Below are 20,258 nucleotides of genomic sequence, written 5' to 3'. Positions count from 1 at the left end.
CGGCGCCGGGGCTGCAAGCATTCAGGCCTCAGGCCAACGATTGCATTCCCATGGTGCGAGCCGGTGCAGTTGGCTTCATAAAAGTGCAGCCTGCCGGTGCACGGCAGACCTCATCCTTTGAAGAGGCAGCCGCTATTCGCGGGCAAGCCCGCTCCCACAAGGGATTTGGGATATACGCAGCCTTTGCATACCGCCCAATCCTGTGGGAGCGGGCTTGCCCGCGAAGACGGCGGCACATTCAGCCTCTTCATGACAGACACACCGCATTCGCGGGCAAGCCCGCTCCCACAGGGGCTGGCGCTGTTTGGGTTCTTTCACAAACAGCGGCTATACGGCCCGAGACGACCTCAGAGTGCCCGCCCCCGGGCCGCCGACAGCGGAGCATCGCGCCCATAGACATCGGGGATGTACACCGCCTGGCCTTGGTTGTCTGCCTGCACCGTCCAGTAACCCAGCAGGATCGGCATCGGCTTGGCCAACCTGAACTCGTGGGTCAGTTCGGTGGCCAGCAGGGTGTCGGTGCGGGCGCGCTCGGCCGGGGTCACCAGCAGATCCCGCAAGTGCAGCACTTGCTCGATGCGCACACAGCCCGAACTGAACGCCCGTGGCCCTTTGCTGAACAAGGCCTGGCTGGGGGTGTCATGCAAGTACACCGAGAACGGATTGGGAAAGCGAACCGCCATTTTTCCCAGTGGGTTCTTCGGGCCAGGATCCTGACGCAGCATGAGGTTGCCCGGATGCTCCCAGTCGATCTGCTCGGCGGTCAACGGCAGGCCATCACGGTCGAGGATCTTCAGGTTGTGCCGGTTGAGGAACTCCGGGTCGCGACGAATCTCGGGCAGCTTGTCCTCGCGCATGATGGTCGGCGGGATGGTCCAGGTCGGGTTGAGCGTCAGGCGGGTGACCCGGGACTTGAGCAGCGGGGTCTGCCGTTGGGCGCGCCCCACCTGGGTACGCGTCTGCCAGACCGGCGCGCCGCCCTGGTAGACCGTCAACTGGGCGGCCGCGACGTTGACCAGGACGCTGTCGGGTTCAAGGTCCTGGGCCAGCCAGCGCATGCGTTCGAGGTTGATGCGCAGCTGCTCGCGGCGCATCGCCGGGCTGATGTTCAACTCGGTGACCGTCCACGGCCCTACCACCCCATCGGCTTGCAGCGAATGCTGGAGCTGGAAGCGCTTCATCGCGTCCACCAACGTGGGGCTGTAGTGCTCGTCATCCACGGTCGGCGGCGCGCTCAGGTAGCCTTCGTTGTACAACCGTTGGGCCAGGGCCGGGATGCGGGCATCCTGCTTGTCCGGTTGCAGCAACGGCCCCCCGGGCACCGGTTGCCAATCGGACAACGGCTGTTGGCGCAATCGTGCATAGAGGCTGCGCAGGTTGCGATACAGCTCCAGGTTCGGCCGCGCCTGCTCGAACGCCTTGGGCAGGTCCTGCACACCGGACACGGCAATGGCCAGCACCAGGGCCGGACGGTCGACGGCCTGCGGGTCGGCTTTCCACACCGGCTCCAGCCGGTCCTGGGGCAAATAGCCGAAGCGCAGCTCGTACAAGGCTTGCAGGTAGCGCTGAGTGATGGCGATGTCGACGCAATGGGCGCCCTGCAGCGAGCCGGCGGCGGGCAAGCCGTAGCGCGCCGGATCCAGCCCGTCATCGGCCAGTTGCTGCAACTGCTGGTGCAACGCCTCCAGTCGCTCGTCGGTCGACCAGACCTCCTGGCCTGCGTTTTGCTGATAGAACGCCTGCAAGTTGATCATCGTCGAAAAGTCGACGCTGGCCGCGACTTCCGGGCATGTGACCGACAGTTGCGCCAGTGTGGTCTGCACCAGCGCCGGGTCGCCGTCCTCGGCTGTTGCGACCAATGGCGCGGTGAGCAACAAAAGGCTCAGGTAACATGCGGTTTTTTTGAACAACTGCTTTACTCCACTCCATGGCCGTCTCGTTGACGGTCAAACATTGCGACAGGTACGACCCGCCATTATGCAAACGAACAAGACCGGACGGGATGCCGCACACACACACCGCCGTGGGAATTTTTCAATCGTGTCGGGCCTGGTGCGCCGACTCGGCCTGGTCATGACCGCATTGGGCATCACGTGCAGCCCGGCGCTGGCTGGCCAGCCGAATTCCCAACTCCTTTACAACAGCCTCGCCCACGCGGCGCCGGAACTCAATCCCCAGGCGTTGAAAAGTGCCTTGAGTGCCATGCAATGCGCCGTCGCCAACGGTGCCACCCAGGCCCGCCACCTGGCGGTGATCGACTATTCGCAACCGTCCACGGCGCGCCGCCTGTGGATCTTCGACCTGCGCCAGAAAAAACTGGTGCTGCGCGACCTGGTGGCCCACGGACAGAAATCCGGGGAAAATTTCGCCACGCAATTTTCCAATCAACTGGGCAGCTACCAGTCCAGCCTGGGCCTGTTTCGTACCCAGGAAAGCTACCAGGGCACCCACGGCTACTCGCTGCGCATGGACGGCCTGGAACCGGGCTTCAACGACCAGGCCCGCGACCGGGCGATCGTGATCCACGCCGCCGACTACGTGAACCCGCTGTGGAGCGTGCGCCAGGGCCGTATCGGCCGAAGCCAGGGATGCCCCGCCGTGCGTCCCAAAGTGGCACGCCAGGTCATCGACAAGCTCAAGGACGGGCAATTCATGTTTTCCTGGTACCCGGACCCAAGCTGGCTCAAGCGTTCCGCCTACCTGAACTGCCGACCACAACAGGTGGCGAGCATCCTGGCGACCCGTGGCGGTTGAACCCCGCGGGTAAATCCCCTCGCCACAAGGATTGCACCTGACCGGGCTATCGCTAAAATGCCGGCCTTTCGACTCGCCGGCGTTGCCTGATGAACCCTGAAGCCCTTCACACCCTGCAGACCCATTTGCTGACCGCCCTGGCCTGCGTGCCGGAAGAAACCCGCCGCCTGTTCCATGGCCGCGGACGTTGCTGGCCAGGGCTGGAACAGCTCACCGTCGATTGGCTCCAGGGCGTGGTGTTGGTCTCGGTGTTCAAGGAGCCGGAACCGGCGCAGTTGCAGGACCTGTTGTCGACCCTGCTCGCCCTCACGACTACGCCGGCCTGGCAACAGAGCCAGGCCCATACCCTGGCGGTGCAACACCGTTACCTGCCGCAGAGCCTCACCCAGTGGCTGGAGGGCGAGCCCATCGACGAGTGGACCCTGACCGAAGGTGGCCTGCGTTACCGGATCGACCTGGGCAAGAAGCAGAACAACGGCCTGTTCCTCGACATGCGCTACGGCCGCGACTGGGTGCGGACCCACGCCGCGGGCAAACGCGTGCTGAACCTGTTCGCCTATACCTGTGGTTTTTCGGTGGCGGCCATCGCCGGCGGCGCACAGCACGTGGTCAACCTGGACATGTCCCGCGCGGCCTTGAGCCGTGGTCGCGACAATCATCGCCTGAACGGTCATGACCTGGGCCAGGTGAGTTTCCTCGGCCACGACCTGTTCAAGTCCTGGGGCAAGGTGATCAACAGCGGCCCCTACGACCTGGTGATCATCGACCCACCGACCTTCCAGAAAGGCAGTTTTCTGCTGACCAAGGATTACCAACGGGTGCTGCGCCGGCTGCCGGAACTGTTGACTGCCGACGGCACCGTCCTGGCGTGCAGCAATGACCCGGCCACCGGCACAGAGTTTCTGATCGACGGCGTCACCCGCGAAGCCCCCGGGCTGGCCTTCAGCGAACGCCTGGCCAACCCGCCGGAGTTTCCCGACATCGACCCTCAGTGCGGCCTGAAGGCGCTGGTCTTCAAAGCGGCAGCACCGGCCACCAGGCATTGACCAGGCCCATGGTGACCCGGCGCACCAACGCCTCGACCTCGCGACTCTTGACCGAACGGTAGATGGCCATGGTGCGACGCAGCTGGTCCTCGGTGAGGGTCACTGGTCGGCCGGCGGCCCAGTCCACATCTGCGACCGCTTCCAGCCCCGTGCGGCGCCAGACGGTTCGCTCGCCCTCCGTGACCGGTTCCAGAGGGCTGGGCAGCTCCGGGTCCGGGTGCACCAGGTTGTCCAGCATCGCCTGGGGCCATCGAGCTGGGTTCACCGGCCCGCTGAAGGCATTCACCAGGTCGTCATCGAGGGTTTCCCAGATCGCCAGCCCTTCCGCCCATTGGGGCGACATCAAGCCCAGGTAGGGCCGCCACAGCATCTCGCCCACGCTCGGGGCTTGATCGTTGCTATTGAAGGTGTCCTGGGCGCCGCTGAGCCAGTCGATGAACGCGTCCCGGGTCATCTGCGCCTCCAGTTGCGCAGCATCGGGGAAGCGCGACATCAGCGCGTATTCCCAATTGGCGTGGTGCTCAGCCAGGAAGCTGGCGAACGGCGCGCCGTGGCGGGACAGGCGCGCACGCATGACCGACTGGAACATCCGAAAGTGCAGCTCCAGCTCGGGAAGGTCCGGTTGCTCCCGGTCCAGGGTACGGGCCTGCAAGCGCGAACGCAGTTGCCGCAATTGCTGGTCGAAGTCGCCGATCAACGTCGGGAGGCGGTCGTAGGCGCCTGGATAGCCCATGAAATGCTGCAAGACCGCGGCAGCCCGCTGGCGGACGCTGAAGGCCAGTCCGGCCATCGTGCCGTTATCGGCGTCGCGCACGAGCGTCGAGAACCAGTCGATGAAGCTGCGCATTCCCGGATCGTCACGGGCGACCTCCAGCGCCCTCTGGAGCGAGGGCGAAATGTACAGCCAATCATCGACGGTATAGCGGAAAGACTCAGGGAAAATCCTTCGCAGGGCATTGACCTGGGCGCTGGGCAGCGGGTTGTCATCGAGCCACACCCCTAGCGAATCATTATCGGCCAAGGGCGCAAGCGACGGCAGCAGGTCCGCGTCGATGCGGGTGATGCGATTGCCACTCAGGTCGACGACGAACGTGTCGAAGATGGACACCTCGGTGTGCCTGGACAGCACGGTCAAGGCCAGTTGGGGCACTCGTTCGAGCCCACTGCGGCCCAGCTCCAGCGTCATCAGGTTGACCAATTCCGGCAGCTCGGGCAGGTCGCGACAGTTATTTTCGTTCAGGCGCAGTTCCCGCAGTGCCGTGGCGAATCGCAGGAAGGCGCTGCCCTGCTCATCCAGGCGCAGGCCACAGCGCCCCAGGTTCAGCGAGAGCAGGTCCGGCAACGAAGTGGTCAAGGTCTGCAACTGTTCAGGCGTGAACCCCAGGTTGTCGGTCCAGATGATCTCGCGCAGGGACCGCTGTGCGGCCAAGCTACTGATGGCGGCGATCACCTCGGCATCGGTCCCGGCCTGGGCGCTGCCGATGCCGGAAAGGTCCAGGCTCCAGAGAGGGATATAGGGGTCGCTGCCCAGCAACGGCGTGAACACATTCGCGTCCAGGTGCAGCGGGTTGCGGCTCATCGACAGTTCCACCAATGCCGGCAACTGCGCCACGGCGGCGGGGACGCGGGTGAGATGATTGTCCCGCAGGTCCAGTGAGTCGAGGCCAGGGAACATCCGCAGGAAATCCGAAGGGTCTTCCACCAGCCCCAGGTTGGCCAGGATCATCGTTTCGATGTGCTCCAAACGAACGGCGACCGGAGGCAGCCGGCCAATAGGAATGTTTTCGATCCGCACGACCAACTCACTGCCCTCGCTGCCCGGATCGGGGGCTCGCTGCCAGGCACGACGAATGACCCGGGCGACGCCGCGGCGTTGCGCCAGCAGCGCTTCACGGTCCAGCGCCTGCTCGACGGGATGATGAAAGCCCTCGTGCTCCTCCCACTGGCGCAACCCTTGGTCCAAGGCCGTCCATTCGTTTTCCAGGCGGCTGACCAGATCGTTGAAACGAATGCCATCGCGTTGTGCCTCACCTGTCAGGCCCGATCGCAGGCGTGCAAGGGCGTCCCCCGCGTGGGCGGGAAACAGCTGTTCAAGCCGCCGGTTCAAGCTGGCGTTCCACTCCGACAGCGGCAGCCGGCCACGGCCGCTGAGTGGATAGGCCAGGTGTCCGTTCAACCACTGCGGCGTCGAGCCGAGGCTGTCCAGGCTGCGCATCGCCAGGTAGGGACGCAAGGCTGGGCGGTCGTCCAGGGCTTGGGCCAATAGCTGGCTGCGAAGCTTGTCCGCCTCCCAGATGTTCACCCCCAGCGCCTGACGGGCATCGTCCGGCATGGCCCTGAGCAGCGCATCTTCGAGTCCCATGGCGCTCGCCAGCTCCTCGCCGGTTTCGTCGAAGGGCCGATACCGGTCGCCTTCCTGACGGATGACTTTGAACGCGTCACCCTGCCCCACTTCGATCGGGTCCGGCAGCTCGCGCAACCACAGGCGCAGGTGCAGGCGGCCGCGCAGTGACGGGGTATCGGCCAGCAGATGGATGACGATGCGGTCTCGATCGACCGTACTCTCGCCCCGCGCCAAGGCACGCACGGCCCGGCTCAGGCGCAGTTCACGCAGGGCCTCGGCACCCTGTCTGCCAAGGTCTGCGCTCACCCGGCCTTCAAGCAGGCGCTGTCGATCGAGACCTGATACACCGCGAACCAGCTCGTTGGCGAGGGTGTCAGGCAGGCCCGGGAAGGCCCGGCTCAAGGGCACGGCCAGTGGGTCAAGCCCGGTGGCGCGGGCCATGGCCCGGGTCAGCCGCAGGGCGTCGCGCTCCAACCGCTCGGCCCAACGCCCGGCCAACAGGCGACTGCGCTCCAGCGGGCGCAAACCGAGGCTGTTCTGCCCCAGCAGCGCGCTCTGTTCGTCCACCCGCAGTCCGTCCAGAACCCGCGCCGCCCAGGCGTCGTCGGCAAGGTCAGCCCGAGTCAATAAGGTAAACCGCGTATCGGCCAGGTCGCCCACGGGGTACAACCTTACGCCATCGTAATAGCGCAACGTCATGTCCTCGGGCCAACCCGGCAACTCCGCCAGGGTCTGGACGATACGAAAATGCATGCCCTGGGGCGCTTCGCCACGGCGCAGGCGCTCGACTGTGTGCCGCACCCATTGCCAGTTGCGCGCTTCATCCAGGGCATCGGCCAGGATGGCCGGCATCGGCTGCGCCTCGACTTGCAGGTAGCGCAAATGCGCTTCGCTGACCCCAACCTGGCGCTGCACCGCGAGGATCGTGGGGGTGTCGAGTTCAGCCGGCGTCTGGGCAAACATGCGCAACAGGTGCGGATTGCTGCGCTGCAACGGGTTGCGATGCGCCCATTGCCAGCCGCGGGCGCGGCTCCATTCCAACGGCGGATTGACGCCCCGGTGCCCGGAGGGCAGACGCAGACTCAATTCGCCCTGCGTGCCCTGCACTTCAAAGTAACGGCCCTCGATCTGTACCCAGGCATCGTCGGGCGTGCGCCAGACACCCCAGGCGTCCTGCTCGGCCTCCAGCGGCGGCAGGCGGCGCGCCTCGAACGCTCGGACGTCACCGTTCCACAGCCGGACACTGCCATCGGCCACGGGCATCGGCTCGATGGCTGCGCCCACAAAACCCAGATAGGCACCTTGGGCAACCCCGAACAGAACGTTGAAGAGATGATCGATCCCTTCTTGCGCGTGGCCTTCGTTGAACGCCTGGATACCTTCAAAGATTTCGTACACCAGGCGCACCCCGCCGACCACCGCCGCCGCCATGCCAATGGGCGCGCAAAACGGGAAAAAGGTCGCGGCGAGCATCAATGAGTGCTCCACCAGGCTTTCCCAATACGCGAACTTCGCCAGCCACGCCCGCCAATCCTGATCTCGGGTCGGCACCATCAGCGCCGCGGCGTTACCCAGCGCATGGCCACGCCATTCATGGTAGGCGGCGTGCCAATGATCCTCGCGCATCTCATTCAGGCTCCAGGCCACCTTGGGCACGGGAATGCGGATGCGTCGGGGGTTGTCGTCCTCGCCCCGTTCCCCCTCGCGCCAACCGGTGATGCGCGCGTGGATTTCCTGGAAGAGATTGGGGTTGTCCGTGATCGTCCATTCCACTTGGTCATGCAGGGCCGGGCCCAGGCTGGCTTGCAGGCGCTGAGGGAAATACTTCACCAGACCCTCGCGATAACGGCGCTTGCGCACCCGTTCGGTCAGTTCTGCCGACAGCGCCTGCAAACTGGCGAACTGCTTGAGCGGTGCCACGGCATCGTGGGGGATATGCAGGACGATCGGCCGAACCCCGTTCGCATCGCCCGCCAGCCCCCAATACACTCGGGCACCGAACAGCGGCGCAGACAGCAATGCCAGTGCTTTGACCTCGCAGGCCAAGGGCGCCACCGGTTGAGCCTCCAACTGGACGCCAGCGTGGGCCAGCAACCGCTCGCCGATGTCGTCCAGGCGCCCCGCCAGCTTCGCCTCGTAGGCGTCATGCACCAACAGGCTGTGGGCGTAGGCGATGTAGGTGGCCGCCACCAAGGGAACCTCGTCGACGATACGAGGCAGGCGCTGTTCGAGCTTGTGCCGGTAGGCCCCGCCGACGTCCATCTGCCGGCAAAGGTTGGCGAAGCTGGCTGGGCTCATGCCCAGGGGCGCGCTGTCCGATGGGGCATCGCCGTGGCCGAACTCCCCTCGCCGGCCCTGGATGAACAGCTCGCCTTTCTGGTCGAAATCCCCGCCGACAATCGCGTCGTCGGGCGAATAGTTGGCCATGGCCGCCTCGATTACCGACATCGACGGATCGGTCACGGATGGCCCCCGTCGCACCCGTGCCCGGCGCAACGCGTCGGTGACGCTGCCGCCGCCATTGACCAGGTGCCAGCCTTGCACCTGCGGCTGCACCTTGAGCCGGTCGAGGGTGAAGACGTAAGGCGAAGGCAGGTCGCCCAGCAACGCGTTCAAGGCGTCGCTGTCGCGCTGCAACTGCCGGGTAAGCGCCTTGAAACGTTCCTGCCGGGGCCGTGTGGCCTGCTTCAGCCAAACGGGCAGCCTGGCTTCGATGAACTCGACATGGGTATCGAGGGTAGACATGGTGGACCTCCATCCTTGGGGGCAATGCGTCGTTCGACGGGTAGCGCCGGCCAAGCCGGCGCGAACGCGATGCTCCAAGAAAAGGCCGCTGTTTAAAACTCTCCAACCGTTGCAAGGGGTTGCCGGCGCCGAGCGTCTAAACCAACAGCGTCAGCCACGCCGACAGCAACAGCAGCACCGCCATGGCCCGATTGAATCGCCCCATCGCCACGGCGGACCGGCAGAACTTCGCGGCGCCAAGGCCCAGGCAGGCCCAGACGGTCAAACACGGAATGGAAATCGCGAAAAATGCCAGGGACAGCCAGAGCACCCGTACCGTGCGGTCGGCGTCGGTGCCGGCAAACACGCTGACCACCGCCAGCGCCATCATCCAGGTCTTGGGGTTCACCAGTTGCAACGCGGCCGCGCCCGCCAGGCCCAGGCGCGGGCCTTCCACTGGCTTGGCCGGGTCGATGGCCTCGGCCGGGGTACGGAAAATCTGCCAGGCCATCCAGCTCAACCAGGCGATGCCGGCCCAGGACAGCAGCGTTTGCAGGGTCGCATGGCGCGCCAGCACATCCCCCAACCCGGTCCCCACCAACAGCACCAGCAACGCCGCCGCGGCGCAGGCTCCCAGAATGATTGGCAAGGTGGTCGCCAGGCCGAAGCGGGTACTGTGGCTCAGTACCAGGATGTTGGTGGGGCCGGGGGTGATGGAGGCGACAAAGGCGAACAAGGCAAACGGCAGTAACTGGTCCATGGAGCAACATCTCGGTGGGTGATCGTGTGTCGATCATCCCGATCCGCAAGTGCTCAGTCTGGAACAATTGAGCAGCGTTTGCGGTAGTCCGCCGGGCTCAGCCGATAGGCACGCTGGAACCAGCGCCCCAGGTGACTCTGGTCGGCGAACCCGAGCAATGCCGCCACCGCGACGGCGCTTTCGCCACGGGCCAGCAAGCGCCGGGCGCGAGCCAGGCGCAGCTGGATCAGGTAAGCGTGGGGCGCCAGGCCGAACGCGGCCTTGAACGCACGGGTCAGGCGAAAACGATCGACGCCGGTGACCTGTGCCAGGTCGTCCAGGCCGATGTCTTCGTGCAGGTGACTGTGCAGGTAGTCGCGGGCCTGCTGCGCCACCAGCGGCAAGCGGGGATCGGGATTGATCCGCGCCCGCCAGTGCAAATGCTGGGTCAGGTTGGCCAGCAAGGTGTCGAGCGCCGTTTGCCGGACGATGCGGATTTCCTGGTCGTGCAGACTCTGGAACGCCATCGCCGTTGCGCTGGCCAAGCGCGCATCGTCGGCCAGGGTGGCGGCGAATCCCAGTTGCCCATGGTCCGGCGCGACGTCGAACAACGAGCGCAACTCACGCTCCAGCCAGAGAGGGTCGAGGTACAGGGTGCGGTAGGTAAAGCCTCCGGCCTGGGGTGCATTGCCGTCGTGGAGCTCGCCGGGCTCCAGCAGAAAGACCTTGCCGGGCGTGCTGTTGTGTTGCTGGCGGCGGCAATGAAACTGCTGCAGGCCCTGCTCGGTCACGCCCACCAGATAAGCGTCGTGCCAATGGGGGTCGTAGGCGTGCCCTTCAAAATGCGCGCGCACGGTCTCGATACCGGACGTGGCGTCCTGCTTGAGATCGATCCAATTGTGCGCCGTCATGCCTCGTCCTGCTCGTTGTAGGTGCCCTGGCAGATTAACCGCTCAGGCCGATGGCTGTCTGGAAGATTTGTGCAATCGAACGCTCCCACCAGGATGATTCCAAAGGGTTCAGGCATCCGGCGTGATCACCGGCAGCACCGTCTCCAGCGCCAGCCGGGCCAGTTCGGCGTCCTGCTCGGACTTGACCCCGGACACGCCGATGGCGCCGATGCACAGGCCGTCGTGGCGGATGGGCACGCCACCTTCGAGCATGCCTTGCAACTGCGGTGCGCTGAGAAACGCGTAGCGGCCGCCGTTGATCATGTCCTCGAAAAATTTGCTGTCCCGTCGGCCCATGGCGGCGGTACGGGCTTTTTCAGTGGCGATGTAGGCCGACAGCGGCGAGGCATCGTCCAGGCGCAACAGGCCCAAGGGATGGCCGCCGTCGTCCACCACGCAGACCGACACGGCCCATTGCCGTTGATGAGCCAGCTCCTTGGCCGCGACCAGCAATTGTGCAACGTCTTGTTCGGTGAGTACGGCTTTGGTTTTCATCAATCACTCCATGCCATGCAGGAAAGGCGTGCCGAGTATTGTGCTTCGATCCGCGGTGAGCCGGCAAAATTCAAACAGGTTAAGGTACTCAACCATCAATGGATCCATTGAAAGCTGCATATCGTCGATAAAACCCTGAAAATCGTTGACAAGAAAATTAGTTAAGAGTGTTAATGGATCCATAGACAAGAACAACATCCGCCTGGAGATCCGTCATGTACCCCAAGAATGCCTGGTACGTTGCCTGCACCCCCGATGAAATCGCCGACAAGCCCTTGGGGCGCCAGATCTGCGGCGAGAAGATCGTTTTCTACCGCGGCCACGAGGGCAAGGTTGCCGCCGTGGAAGATTTCTGCCCCCATCGCGGCGCCCCGCTCTCCCTGGGCTACGTCGAGAACGGCAACCTGGTGTGCGGCTACCACGGCCTGGTCATGGGCTGCGATGGCAAAACCGTCGAGATGCCCGGGCAACGGGTCCGCGGCTTTCCTTGCAACAAGACGTTCGCGGTGCAGGAGCGCCATGGGTTCATCTGGGTCTGGCCGGGTGACCAGGCGCAGGCCGATCCGGCGTTGATCCATCACCTGGAATGGGCGCAAAGCGATGAATGGGCCTACGGCGGCGGGCTGTTCCATATCCATTGCGACTACCGCCTGATGATCGACAACCTGATGGACCTGACCCACGAAACCTATGTGCACGCCTCCAGCATCGGCCAGAAGGAAATCGACGAGGCTCCGCCGCAGACCACCGTCGAAGGCGACGAAGTGATCACCGCGCGGCACATGGAGAACATCATGGCCCCGCCTTTCTGGCGCATGGCCCTGCGCGGCAACAACCTGGCCGACGACGTGCCGGTGGACCGCTGGCAGATTTGCCGCTTCACCCCGCCCAGCCACGTCATGATCGAGGTCGGCGTAGCCCATGCCGGCAAGGGCGGCTATCACGCCGCGCCGCAGTTCAAGGCGTCGAGCATCGTGGTGGATTTCATCACCCCGGAAACCGAAACCTCCATCTGGTATTTCTGGGGCATGGCCCGGCACTTCCAGCCGCAGGACGAGGCCCTGACCGCAAGCATCCGCGAAGGCCAGGGCAAGATCTTCAGTGAAGACCTGGAAATGCTCGAACGCCAGCAGCGCAACCTGCTGGACCATCCGCAACGCAACCTGCTCAAGCTCAACATCGATGCCGGTGGCGTACAGTCGCGCCGCGTGCTGGAACGCTGGATTGCCCGGGAACAAGAGGCGCAGGCGGCGCTGATCGCCAGTACCCAGCCGCCCCACCACGCGGAGCAGCGGCCATGATCGAAGTCCAGGTCACGGCGCGGCACAGCGAAGCGCTGGACATCTGCAGCTATGAACTGACCCGGGTCGATGGACAGCCGTTGCCCGCCTTCACCGCCGGCGCCCACATCGATGTGCACCTGCCCGGCGGCTTGATCCGCCAATACTCCTTGTGCAATCACCCCGAGGAGCGCCATCGCTACGTGATCGGCGTGCTTCATGACCCGGCGTCGCGCGGCGGCTCGCGCAGCCTGCATGAACAGATCCAGACCGGCGCGCGGTTGCTCATCAGTGAGCCACGCAATCTGTTTCCCCTCGCCACGCAGGCCCGGCGCAGCCTGTTGTTTGCCGGTGGCATCGGCATCACTCCGATCCTGTGCATGGCCGAGCACCTGGCCCAGGCCGGTGCGACGTTCGAACTGCATTACTGTGCCCGCTCACGGGAACGTGCCGCCTTTATCGAGCGCCTGCGCCTGGCGCCCTACGCCGACCGGGTGTTCCTGCATTTCGACGAAGAACCCGAGACGCGGCTGGACACCGCCCGACTGCTGGCCGCGCCCGCTGACGATGTGCACCTGTATGTGTGCGGCCCTGGCGGATTCATGCAGCACGTGCTCGACACCGCCAAGGCCCAGGGCTGGCAGGACACCCAACTGCACCGCGAATACTTCGCCGCCGCGCCCGTCGACACCGGCGCCGATGGCGCTTTCTCGGTGAAGCTCGCCAGCAGCGGCCAGGTGTTCGAGATCCCAGCGGACCGCAGCGTGGTGCAAGTGCTGGAGAGCCATGGCATCGAGATCCCGATCTCTTGCGAGCAAGGCGTCTGTGGCACCTGCCTGACCCGCGTCCTGGAAGGGGTGCCGGAGCATCGGGACCTGTTCCTGACCGAGGCCGAACAAGCCGGCAACGACCAGTTCACCCCCTGCTGCTCCAGGTCCAGGACACCGTTGCTGGTGCTGGACCTCTGAGCAAAGATCCCCTTCGCCAGCCCGCTGGCGAAGGCGGTCTTCCAGCCCGGTAACAAACAACCGCCCCACCGCATTGAGCAACAGGCCAGGCCGCTCCCCGAAATCATCACTCGGAACGAAGAATCACCGTCATCCGCTCATCCGCCAGGGTCGAGCCGAACACTTCGGCGTAGCGCAAGGTGGCATTGGCGTGCTCGCGCATGATTGCCTCGGCGCGGCTGCCCTGGCGGTTGATCAGGGCGTCGAACACCGAGTGGTGCTGCATGTGGGCGTAGTTGAAGCGGCGAAACTCGCCGGCCATGTTCTGGCGATCCACCGCCAGGGCCGTGACGGAGGCGAAGGGCAGGTGGTCGTTGCGGGCCAGGGCCACGGCAATCGCCGGGTTGTGGCTGCCTTCGACGATTACCTGGTGAAAACGCATGTTGAGGTCGTGGTAGACCTCCAGGTCATCCTCGGTCACGAAGCCTTTGGCGAACAGCGCATCGCCCTGCACCAGGCACCGTTCGAGGGTCGCCCGGGCCTCGTCGGACAAGCCGCGCTCGGCCGCCTGCCGGGCGGCCAGGCCCTCCAGCACACCTCGCACCTCCACGGCCCCGGCGATCTCCTCGGGGCTGACCGAACGCACCTGGAAGCCTCGCCCGCCAAAGCGCACCAGCAGGCCTTCCTGCTCCAGCGTGCGAAAGGCCATGCGCACCGGCATGCGTGACACGCCGAACAATTCGGCCGTGGGAATTTCCATCAGGCGCTCACCGGCGGCCAACTCCCCCGAGGCGATCATTTTACGCAGCGCAACCAGCACCGTTTGACCGGGCTTACTCATCCAGGCGATTTCCCCAAGAAACAGCCGTCATAGTAGAAGGCTGGCGGTGACGTGTCACGGTGGCCACCCCGAGCCGACCTAGGCCAGCGCCTGCAATTGCGCCAACGTCTGCTCATCCAGCGGGATGCCCTGCTCGGCGGATTTGGCCCGTTCGCGATGCCGGCGATCCCCCGGAAGCCGTCGCAGGCCGACACCGTGCATCTGCCTGACCAGTTCCTGGCTGCGCTCGGCGAAGTCCTGGCCGGCGGCCTTGCTCGGGTCGATGACGATCAGCAACTGGCCGGTCCACGGCGTCTTGGCCCCCGGGTGGTTGCTCCAGTCGAACTCAAACGAAAAGTGCCCGCCAGTCAGCGCCGCGGCCAGCAGCTCGACCATCATCGACAACGCCGAGCCCTTGTGCCCGCCAAACGGCAACAGTGCGCCGCCTTCCAGGATGGCCTTGGGGTCACGCGTCGGCTGACCGAGGCTGTCCACGCCCATGCCGGGCGGCAGCAACTCGCCCTTGCGCGCGGCGATCTGCACATCACCGTGGGCGATTGCGCTGGTGGCCAGGTCGAAGACAATCGGCTCGCCATCGGCCCGTGGCGCGGCGAAGGCGATCGGGTTGGTGCCGAACAGCGGGCGATCCGCGCCATGGGGCACGACGCAGGTCATGCTGTTGACCACGCTCAGCGCCACCAGTCCTTCGTAGGCAAACGGCTCGACGTCCGGCCAGAGCGCGGCGAAGTGATGGGAGTTACGGATCGCCAGCACCGCAATGCCGGCGCTGCGGGCCTTTTCCACCAGCAACGGGCGCGCTGCGGCCAGGGCTGGCTGGGCAAAGCCGTTGGCGGCGTCGACCCGCACGAAGCCTGACGCCACGTCCTCGACCACCGGCACTGCCCGCCCGTTCACCCAGCCGCTCTTGAGTGTCGAGACATAACCGGGGATGCGAAACACCCCATGGCTATGGGCGCCGTCGCGCTCGGCGCCAGCGCAGTTTTCGGCCAGGACCCGGGCGACCTCGGCAGAAGTGCCGTGCCGCAGGAAGATTTTCTCCAGCAAACTCACCAGGGCATCGAGGGACAGGGGGCGAGAACCAGCGTGTTCGGATTGCGCAGACATCTGAAGCTCCAGAGTGATTGTTGGAGGTAGCAACAGCGTAAGTCGGACCAGCCCATGATTAAACACCGCTTCGCGCGCGCACTGTCAACTGTTCACGCGATAACTATGTACCGCCTCACGGTCGTCGTTCTTGCCCACGCTGGCCGCTTCCCATGGACGCGCCGCCCCACGGCGCCAAGATCGAGAAGCAACGATGACGACTGCCCCCACGCCCCTGCTGTTTCCCCACGTGTTGGACGCCAATCGCCTGGACCAACTGGACGACAGCCACGGCTTGACTCAGGCCGATCTGGAATGGCTGCACCATGCCGCACTCCCCAGCCACACCCTGCGCCAGGCGCAGACACCAACGATGGAGGCGCAGACCATCCACCTGCAGGCCGAGGATAAACCCTCGGTGCCCCTGGCCGGCTGCCTCACCCTCAAGGCCTTGACCGATAAAAACCCAGCGGCCGTCAAACCGGCCTTTCTTTACACGCCCTACGGCGGGATCCAGAAATTCGACAGCCCCGAAGCGTTGGATAGCCACCTCGAAAACCTGCTCAAGGACAAGGCCCAACGTGACGAACTACTTAGGTTGCTCTCGATTCCCCAGCGCAGTGAACTCAACGGTGCATCCGTCATCACCTCGTCCAGGCAAACCATCCGCGGTGACGTTTTCGCCACCTTGATCGAGTCCGTCGAACAGGCCCAGGGCCTCAACGCCCAGGCGATGGTGGGCGAGTTGGTCAAGCTGCCGTCGCTGGCCGTCATGCTCGACCAGGTCTTGGACGAGGTGCTGTCGAATTTCGATCACAAACAGGCCCGCGTCGCGCTCAGCGCAGACGCCGGTCCGGGCACGATGGGCGCGGGCCGGGTCGCCCGCAACCTGTCACTGGCCGAGGCCGTCCTGGTGTACTTTCACCATCAGGGTCGGCCCGCCGGGCATGACGTCGACTTTATCCATCCAGGCATCACCACGACGCCGTCCAACCGCCAGCAGTGGCAAGCCATCCTGCGGGATACGGCCCGGAACCTGCTCCCCAAGCTGGCCGCGCGCCTCGACGCCTATTGGGATGCCATCGCGCCGTTCCATGCCCCGCGCCGGGACTTTCTCGCGCAGGTCATCAGCGACGGCTTTCGCGCCGCCGTGTTCATCCAGCGGGAGAAGCGGCAACTGACCGAAGCGCAGAGCCAGGAACTGCTGCGCCTGTACCGCTCCTCCGGCCCGCAGGAACCGCTGTTGTTCGTAGAGTCGGTTCGCCTCTGGGAGTACGCGCCGCTTTACGTGGAATTGGCGGGCTCATTGATGATCAGCGGCAAAGAGCATTACCTGTATACCCCTCACCACGGCCTGTCGAGCGTCGACGGCCACCTGGGGTTCAAGGCCGCGCTGCTCGGTGCGCCCACCTCGGTTGCCCGCAAGGACGCGCTCTACAGCCTGCTGAGCCTGCAAGAGCGCAACCGTTTCCTGCGTCTCGACGAGCCGCACGTGTCAGGCAAGACCCTCTCATATCCGGTGTTCGAGTCCCTGGCCGAGGCCATCATCGACAAGCAGATGAACAACCTGCACTACGCGCTGGAAATGTCGCGCCAGGGCGACATGGACGTCCACGCACTGGTCGACAAGGCGCTGGACATCCGCAGCCTGATCAACGGCAAGTTGCTGGAACACCAGGCACACGGACACTGGGGCACCCAACCGTCGTTCTATGGCGAACTGCGCCTGTCCAACTTCATGGCCGACCGACTGGAACGCCAGGGCAACAGCTATCAATCGGTCGAGCAGGCCTTCAACGGCCTGTTCAGCCAGTTGCCGCAATCCACCGATGTGGCACTGGACGACGAACTTCGGGCGCTGCTGCCCGAACTGACCCATGTGTTCTCCCAAGGCGTGCGCGCAGAGGCCGAACTGCGGGAGCTCAACGGCACCCTACCGCCCGCCGCGCACGATCTCATCCGCACCGTCTTCGCCTTCGACGCCGAAAACCCGGACCGCACCCAGCGCCCGGGAGTCAAGGGTTTCCGGCCTGACGTCTATTCGTTGCGACTGAGCTGCACCCTGGACGGCTCGACTGTCTCCCTGCCACTGCCCAACTGTTTTCTGTTGACCGAACGTGGCGGGCTGGACACGCCCTACTCCGGCCTGGGGATTTTCTGGTCACCCGCCGATGGCTTGCGGGCCTTTTCCTCCGTTGAATTGGCCGAGCAGCAATTGAACCGATACCTGCTGGACTCGCAAAGGCGCTTCGGCCTGCTCGCCAACCTGCCGCCGGCGCAACGCAAGCCTCACGGCCTCTATCGCCTGGCGTCGTTCGAGCTGATCGAGGACAACGTGCTGGTGAACCGGATGAATTCGTTCATCGGTTATTTCGAGGCCGAGCATGGTTACCTGAGGCAATTGAAGGCCGGTGACTGGCGCCTGGCCGGCCCCGCGCTGGTAGACAGTCTGCGCGCCCTGGTCAGGAAAGGCGCACCCACCAACCTGATGCGCGCAGCGCAAATCGCCGAGGCCGACCGCTGGCAACAGAAGCTACCCGCCTGGCTCGGCACCGCCGCCCTCGAAGACCAACGCCTGCACATCGATCTGCTGGAGCAATACAAGGGCAGCGTCAGCGACGGCAAGGATTACCTCGACGGCGTCGAGCCACTGGCCGTCTATGTGAACGCGCGGCTCAAGACCCTGCTGACCGCACGCTTCGCCAATAACAAACTGGACCCCGCCACGTTGCTGGTCACACCAAAGCTGGCACTGGCTGGGCCTGCCAGGTCGCTGACAGAGTTTGCCCTGAGCCACCTCAACATCACTGCCCTGCCCGGATTCAAGGTGTCGTCCAGCACCGGACAAAAGCTGCCGGACAACTTGAACGAAACCGCGATCCGGCAAATCCTGTTGTCGCTGGACATCTCTGGCACTTACAAAAACCAGGTGCTGGAACACTTGTCGGACACCGGCGCGGGTGTCGAAGACCGCAAGCGCAGGTTCCGTCGGCAGGTCCCTTGGCAACTTCTGCAACACGCGCATGCGCGCCACCTGCAACAGCACCTCTCGCCCACCGCCTTCGACCTGATCCGCCAGGTACTGGACATCCCCGACGGCCTGGCGCGCCAGGCCGTGGAAGGCGCCGATGCCGTGATTCGGCCGTTGGAGCTGATCAAGACCGCGGGCGCCACGGCGGTCAAGGCGTTGGGCCTGTACCTGATCGGCCGAGGCGCCAACGGCACCGGACCGCAGATTCTGTATGCCCCCTACCACACGGGCCACAGCTTTACCGAGTTCAAGGACGAAGCCAGCGTCGTCAGCACTTTCAACACCCCAGGGGCGCTTCAGGACCTGCTGCTTCGCCGCCTGCCGGAGCACCAGCAAGCCACGTTCAAAAACCTGTTCGCCAGCACGGTTGGGCACCTGTCGGAAATCACCCTGGCCGCCAACCCGATCCAGACCAACCTGCTCGACACCCTATTCAATGACAACCGGCAACTGTTGTCTCAGATGCTCGACACGCAAACCGACCGGCACCGTCAGTTCGATTGGGAGACGGTCCTGCATCTGTTCAGCGCCGGGGTCAAGTTCGTCGGTCGGCAATTGCAGGGCAAACTGGCCTTCATCGAAACGCTCTGGGAAAGCTACCAAGACTTCAAAGCCTCGGCCGAAGCGTTACAGCAACACGATTGGAAAGCCGGGCTGCACAATTTTATCGCCGGCGCCTCCGAGATGGTGTCATTGGGATGGATGAACCGCGACGACACCTTCGGCCTGCTCGCTCCCGTAGAACCCGTGGCGCAGGATATCCGTGCGCTGACACCGCCGCGCTGGCAGGACATCGCCTCCACGGCTCCAACCCGCACTAACCTGCGGGTCTTCCAGGCCTTGGGTGTGAGCCTCGCCGATCTCCAGCAAAGCGCCACCGATGGCATTTACCGGGCCCAGGCGTCCGGCCGGTTCTACACCAGCGTGGCCGGCCAGGTGTTCGAAGTGGCCAAGGCCAACCGCACCTGGCGGGTGGTCCATGAAAATGGCGAAGGCCCGTTGCTCACGCTTTCCCACGACCGCAGAAAGTGGCTGATCGACCCACAACGGCAAACCATCCGCTACGGCAAGGTGATGTCCACCCTGGCCAACGCCTACAGCGACCATAAGGCAGGCGAAACCCTGAACATCGAAGCCCGGGGCATGGACAAGATCCGACGCAAGTATCCGCGCCAGGCCACCGTCATCGTGCAGGCCCTGGAAACGGCGCGGTACTACTGCGCCAACGCCCTCGACAATCTTGATCGCATCAAGCAAGGGGTGTCTGCGGGCTCTCGGCTGGACACGTTCTTCAAGGCCTTCTTTGGCGTCTACACCGTCGATGTCGCGCTGATCAAGAAGGTCCACGCCGCGATCTCTCCGCTGTGCCAGGCGCTGGCGAACCCGGCCTGGGAATGGCAGAACGGCCAGCGCATCGTCATCGGCAGCCTCAAGGACCCTGCCGACGGCGCCACGGCGTTCGTGCTCGAACCTGAGGAGAAAGGTCGGATCTACCTCACCCAGTTGTTCTTCGACCCGGGGCTCGATGGCTACAAAGCACTCGTCCCGCAGACGTTCAATGTCGACGCCCATGCCCAGGCGGCCACACTCATCCACGAAATTTCCCATCAACTGCACGACACGCTCGACATCATCTACCTGGACGCGCCACTGCCCTTCCTCGACCTGATATCCAGGAGCACGCACCTGGGACGGATGGCCTATAACCAGCAGGAAGAACTGCAGCGCCACGGACTTTCGCTGAGCACGCCACGCAGCAAGCTGTTCCGGGAATGGGACAGCGCCGCCAAGGAGCTCAGGAGCCTGGAGTTCTTTCCTCGCCACCAGGATACGGTCAAGGCCATCCTGGAAATGACCGGGGCAGCGAGCCTGGATCAAGCCCGTGATGCCTTCCTGGACCCGCATCTGCCGAAAAAACGCATCGACGTCATCCTGCGCAACGCCGACTCCATGACGTTGCTGGTCTGCGAGCTGGGCAGGCAGCTCGATGCGGCATGATTGACAAAGGCGTTGGCGAGCGGCGT

12 protein-coding genes are annotated in these 20,258 nt (G+C 64.6%); 5 read left to right on the top strand and 7 right to left on the bottom strand.

Features of this window, described 5'->3' with window-relative positions:
• Positions 1-347: 347 nt before the first annotated feature.
• Positions 348-1,910 (bottom strand): L,D-transpeptidase family protein, encoded by a 1,563-nt coding sequence (locus V5F23_RS13055; protein WP_338498674.1) that lies wholly within the window; start codon positions 1,908-1,910, stop codon positions 348-350.
• A 163-nt stretch (positions 1,911-2,073) separates the two neighbouring features.
• Between V5F23_RS13055 and V5F23_RS13050 the strand changes: the two genes are divergently transcribed.
• Together V5F23_RS13050 and V5F23_RS13045 are read left to right on the top strand one after the other, a co-directional pair.
• Positions 2,074-2,754, top strand: a complete 681-nt coding sequence (locus V5F23_RS13050; protein ID WP_042728123.1) for a murein L,D-transpeptidase catalytic domain family protein — start codon at positions 2,074-2,076, stop codon at positions 2,752-2,754.
• A gap of 89 nt (positions 2,755-2,843) precedes the next feature.
• On the top strand, positions 2,844-3,800 hold the full coding sequence (locus V5F23_RS13045) for a class I SAM-dependent methyltransferase (RefSeq protein WP_123579970.1): 957 nt from the start codon (positions 2,844-2,846) through the stop codon (positions 3,798-3,800).
• Here the strand turns inward: V5F23_RS13045 and V5F23_RS13040 are convergent.
• The 4 genes from V5F23_RS13040 to V5F23_RS13025 form a co-directional block, all read right to left on the bottom strand.
• The gene (locus V5F23_RS13040; RefSeq protein WP_338498671.1) at positions 3,769-8,889 is read right to left on the bottom strand and encodes a DUF6543 domain-containing protein; all 5,121 of its coding nucleotides are present in this window, start codon (positions 8,887-8,889) and stop codon (positions 3,769-3,771) included. The genes V5F23_RS13045 and V5F23_RS13040 overlap by 32 nt on opposite strands.
• A gap of 136 nt (positions 8,890-9,025) precedes the next feature.
• Positions 9,026-9,628, bottom strand: a complete 603-nt coding sequence (locus tag V5F23_RS13035; RefSeq protein WP_042731819.1) for a LysE family translocator — start codon at positions 9,626-9,628, stop codon at positions 9,026-9,028.
• A gap of 53 nt (positions 9,629-9,681) precedes the next feature.
• Positions 9,682-10,518: an AraC family transcriptional regulator gene (locus tag V5F23_RS13030; RefSeq protein WP_042731820.1), complete on the bottom strand. Its 837-nt coding sequence runs from the start codon at positions 10,516-10,518 to the stop codon at positions 9,682-9,684.
• A 108-nt stretch (positions 10,519-10,626) separates the two neighbouring features.
• Positions 10,627-11,052 carry a heme-binding protein gene (locus V5F23_RS13025; RefSeq protein ID WP_042731821.1) on the bottom strand — a complete coding sequence of 142 codons (426 nt, stop codon included), beginning with the start codon at positions 11,050-11,052 and terminating at the stop codon, positions 10,627-10,629.
• 215 nt (positions 11,053-11,267) lie between these two features.
• On the opposite strand from V5F23_RS13025, the gene V5F23_RS13020 reads away from it, so the two are divergent.
• Both V5F23_RS13020 and V5F23_RS13015 read left to right on the top strand, forming a co-directional pair.
• Complete coding sequence (locus tag V5F23_RS13020; protein WP_042731823.1) at positions 11,268-12,353, top strand: aromatic ring-hydroxylating dioxygenase subunit alpha; 1,086 nt, start codon at positions 11,268-11,270, stop codon at positions 12,351-12,353.
• A complete protein-coding gene (locus V5F23_RS13015) occupies positions 12,350-13,300 on the top strand; it encodes a PDR/VanB family oxidoreductase (protein ID WP_212803763.1) in 951 nt (316 codons plus the stop codon). The genes V5F23_RS13020 and V5F23_RS13015 overlap by 4 nt, the downstream gene beginning before the upstream one ends.
• Before the next feature lie 106 nt (positions 13,301-13,406).
• Here V5F23_RS13015 and V5F23_RS13010 read toward each other — a convergent pair whose 3' ends face one another.
• The gene (locus V5F23_RS13010) at positions 13,407-14,120 is read right to left on the bottom strand and encodes a GntR family transcriptional regulator (RefSeq protein WP_053144376.1); all 714 of its coding nucleotides are present in this window, start codon (positions 14,118-14,120) and stop codon (positions 13,407-13,409) included.
• Positions 14,121-14,198: 78 nt separating this feature from the next.
• Positions 14,199-15,224: an Ldh family oxidoreductase gene (locus V5F23_RS13005; protein ID WP_338498667.1), complete on the bottom strand. Its 1,026-nt coding sequence runs from the start codon at positions 15,222-15,224 to the stop codon at positions 14,199-14,201.
• A gap of 193 nt (positions 15,225-15,417) precedes the next feature.
• Here V5F23_RS13005 and V5F23_RS13000 point away from each other — a divergent pair, with 193 nt between their 5' ends.
• A complete protein-coding gene (locus tag V5F23_RS13000) occupies positions 15,418-20,232 on the top strand; it encodes a DUF6543 domain-containing protein (RefSeq protein ID WP_338498665.1) in 4,815 nt (1,604 codons plus the stop codon).
• Positions 20,233-20,258 lie beyond the last annotated feature (26 nt).

The sequence above is a fragment of the Pseudomonas sp. WP18 genome, assembly GCF_036689585.1.
GTDB lineage: Bacteria > Pseudomonadota > Gammaproteobacteria > Pseudomonadales > Pseudomonadaceae > Aquipseudomonas > Aquipseudomonas chlororaphis_E.
Note: the sequence above shows the minus strand (reverse complement) of the source record. Positions and strands in the feature narration are given on the sequence as shown.

Coding starts and splice junctions, on each gene's coding strand:
- V5F23_RS13050 (WP_042728123.1), top strand. CDS start 2,074: ATGACCGCATTGGGCATCACGTGCAGCCCGGCGCTGGCTGGCCAGCCG.
- V5F23_RS13045 (WP_123579970.1), top strand. CDS start 2,844: ATGAACCCTGAAGCCCTTCACACCCTGCAGACCCATTTGCTGACCGCC.
- V5F23_RS13040 (WP_338498671.1), bottom strand. CDS start 8,889: ATGTCTACCCTCGATACCCATGTCGAGTTCATCGAAGCCAGGCTGCCC.
- V5F23_RS13035 (WP_042731819.1), bottom strand. CDS start 9,628: ATGGACCAGTTACTGCCGTTTGCCTTGTTCGCCTTTGTCGCCTCCATC.
- V5F23_RS13030 (WP_042731820.1), bottom strand. CDS start 10,518: ATGACGGCGCACAATTGGATCGATCTCAAGCAGGACGCCACGTCCGGT.
- V5F23_RS13025 (WP_042731821.1), bottom strand. CDS start 11,052: ATGAAAACCAAAGCCGTACTCACCGAACAAGACGTTGCACAATTGCTG.
- V5F23_RS13020 (WP_042731823.1), top strand. CDS start 11,268: ATGTACCCCAAGAATGCCTGGTACGTTGCCTGCACCCCCGATGAAATC.
- V5F23_RS13015 (WP_212803763.1), top strand. CDS start 12,350: ATGATCGAAGTCCAGGTCACGGCGCGGCACAGCGAAGCGCTGGACATC.
- V5F23_RS13010 (WP_053144376.1), bottom strand. CDS start 14,120: ATGAGTAAGCCCGGTCAAACGGTGCTGGTTGCGCTGCGTAAAATGATC.
- V5F23_RS13005 (WP_338498667.1), bottom strand. CDS start 15,224: ATGTCTGCGCAATCCGAACACGCTGGTTCTCGCCCCCTGTCCCTCGAT.
- V5F23_RS13000 (WP_338498665.1), top strand. CDS start 15,418: ATGACGACTGCCCCCACGCCCCTGCTGTTTCCCCACGTGTTGGACGCC.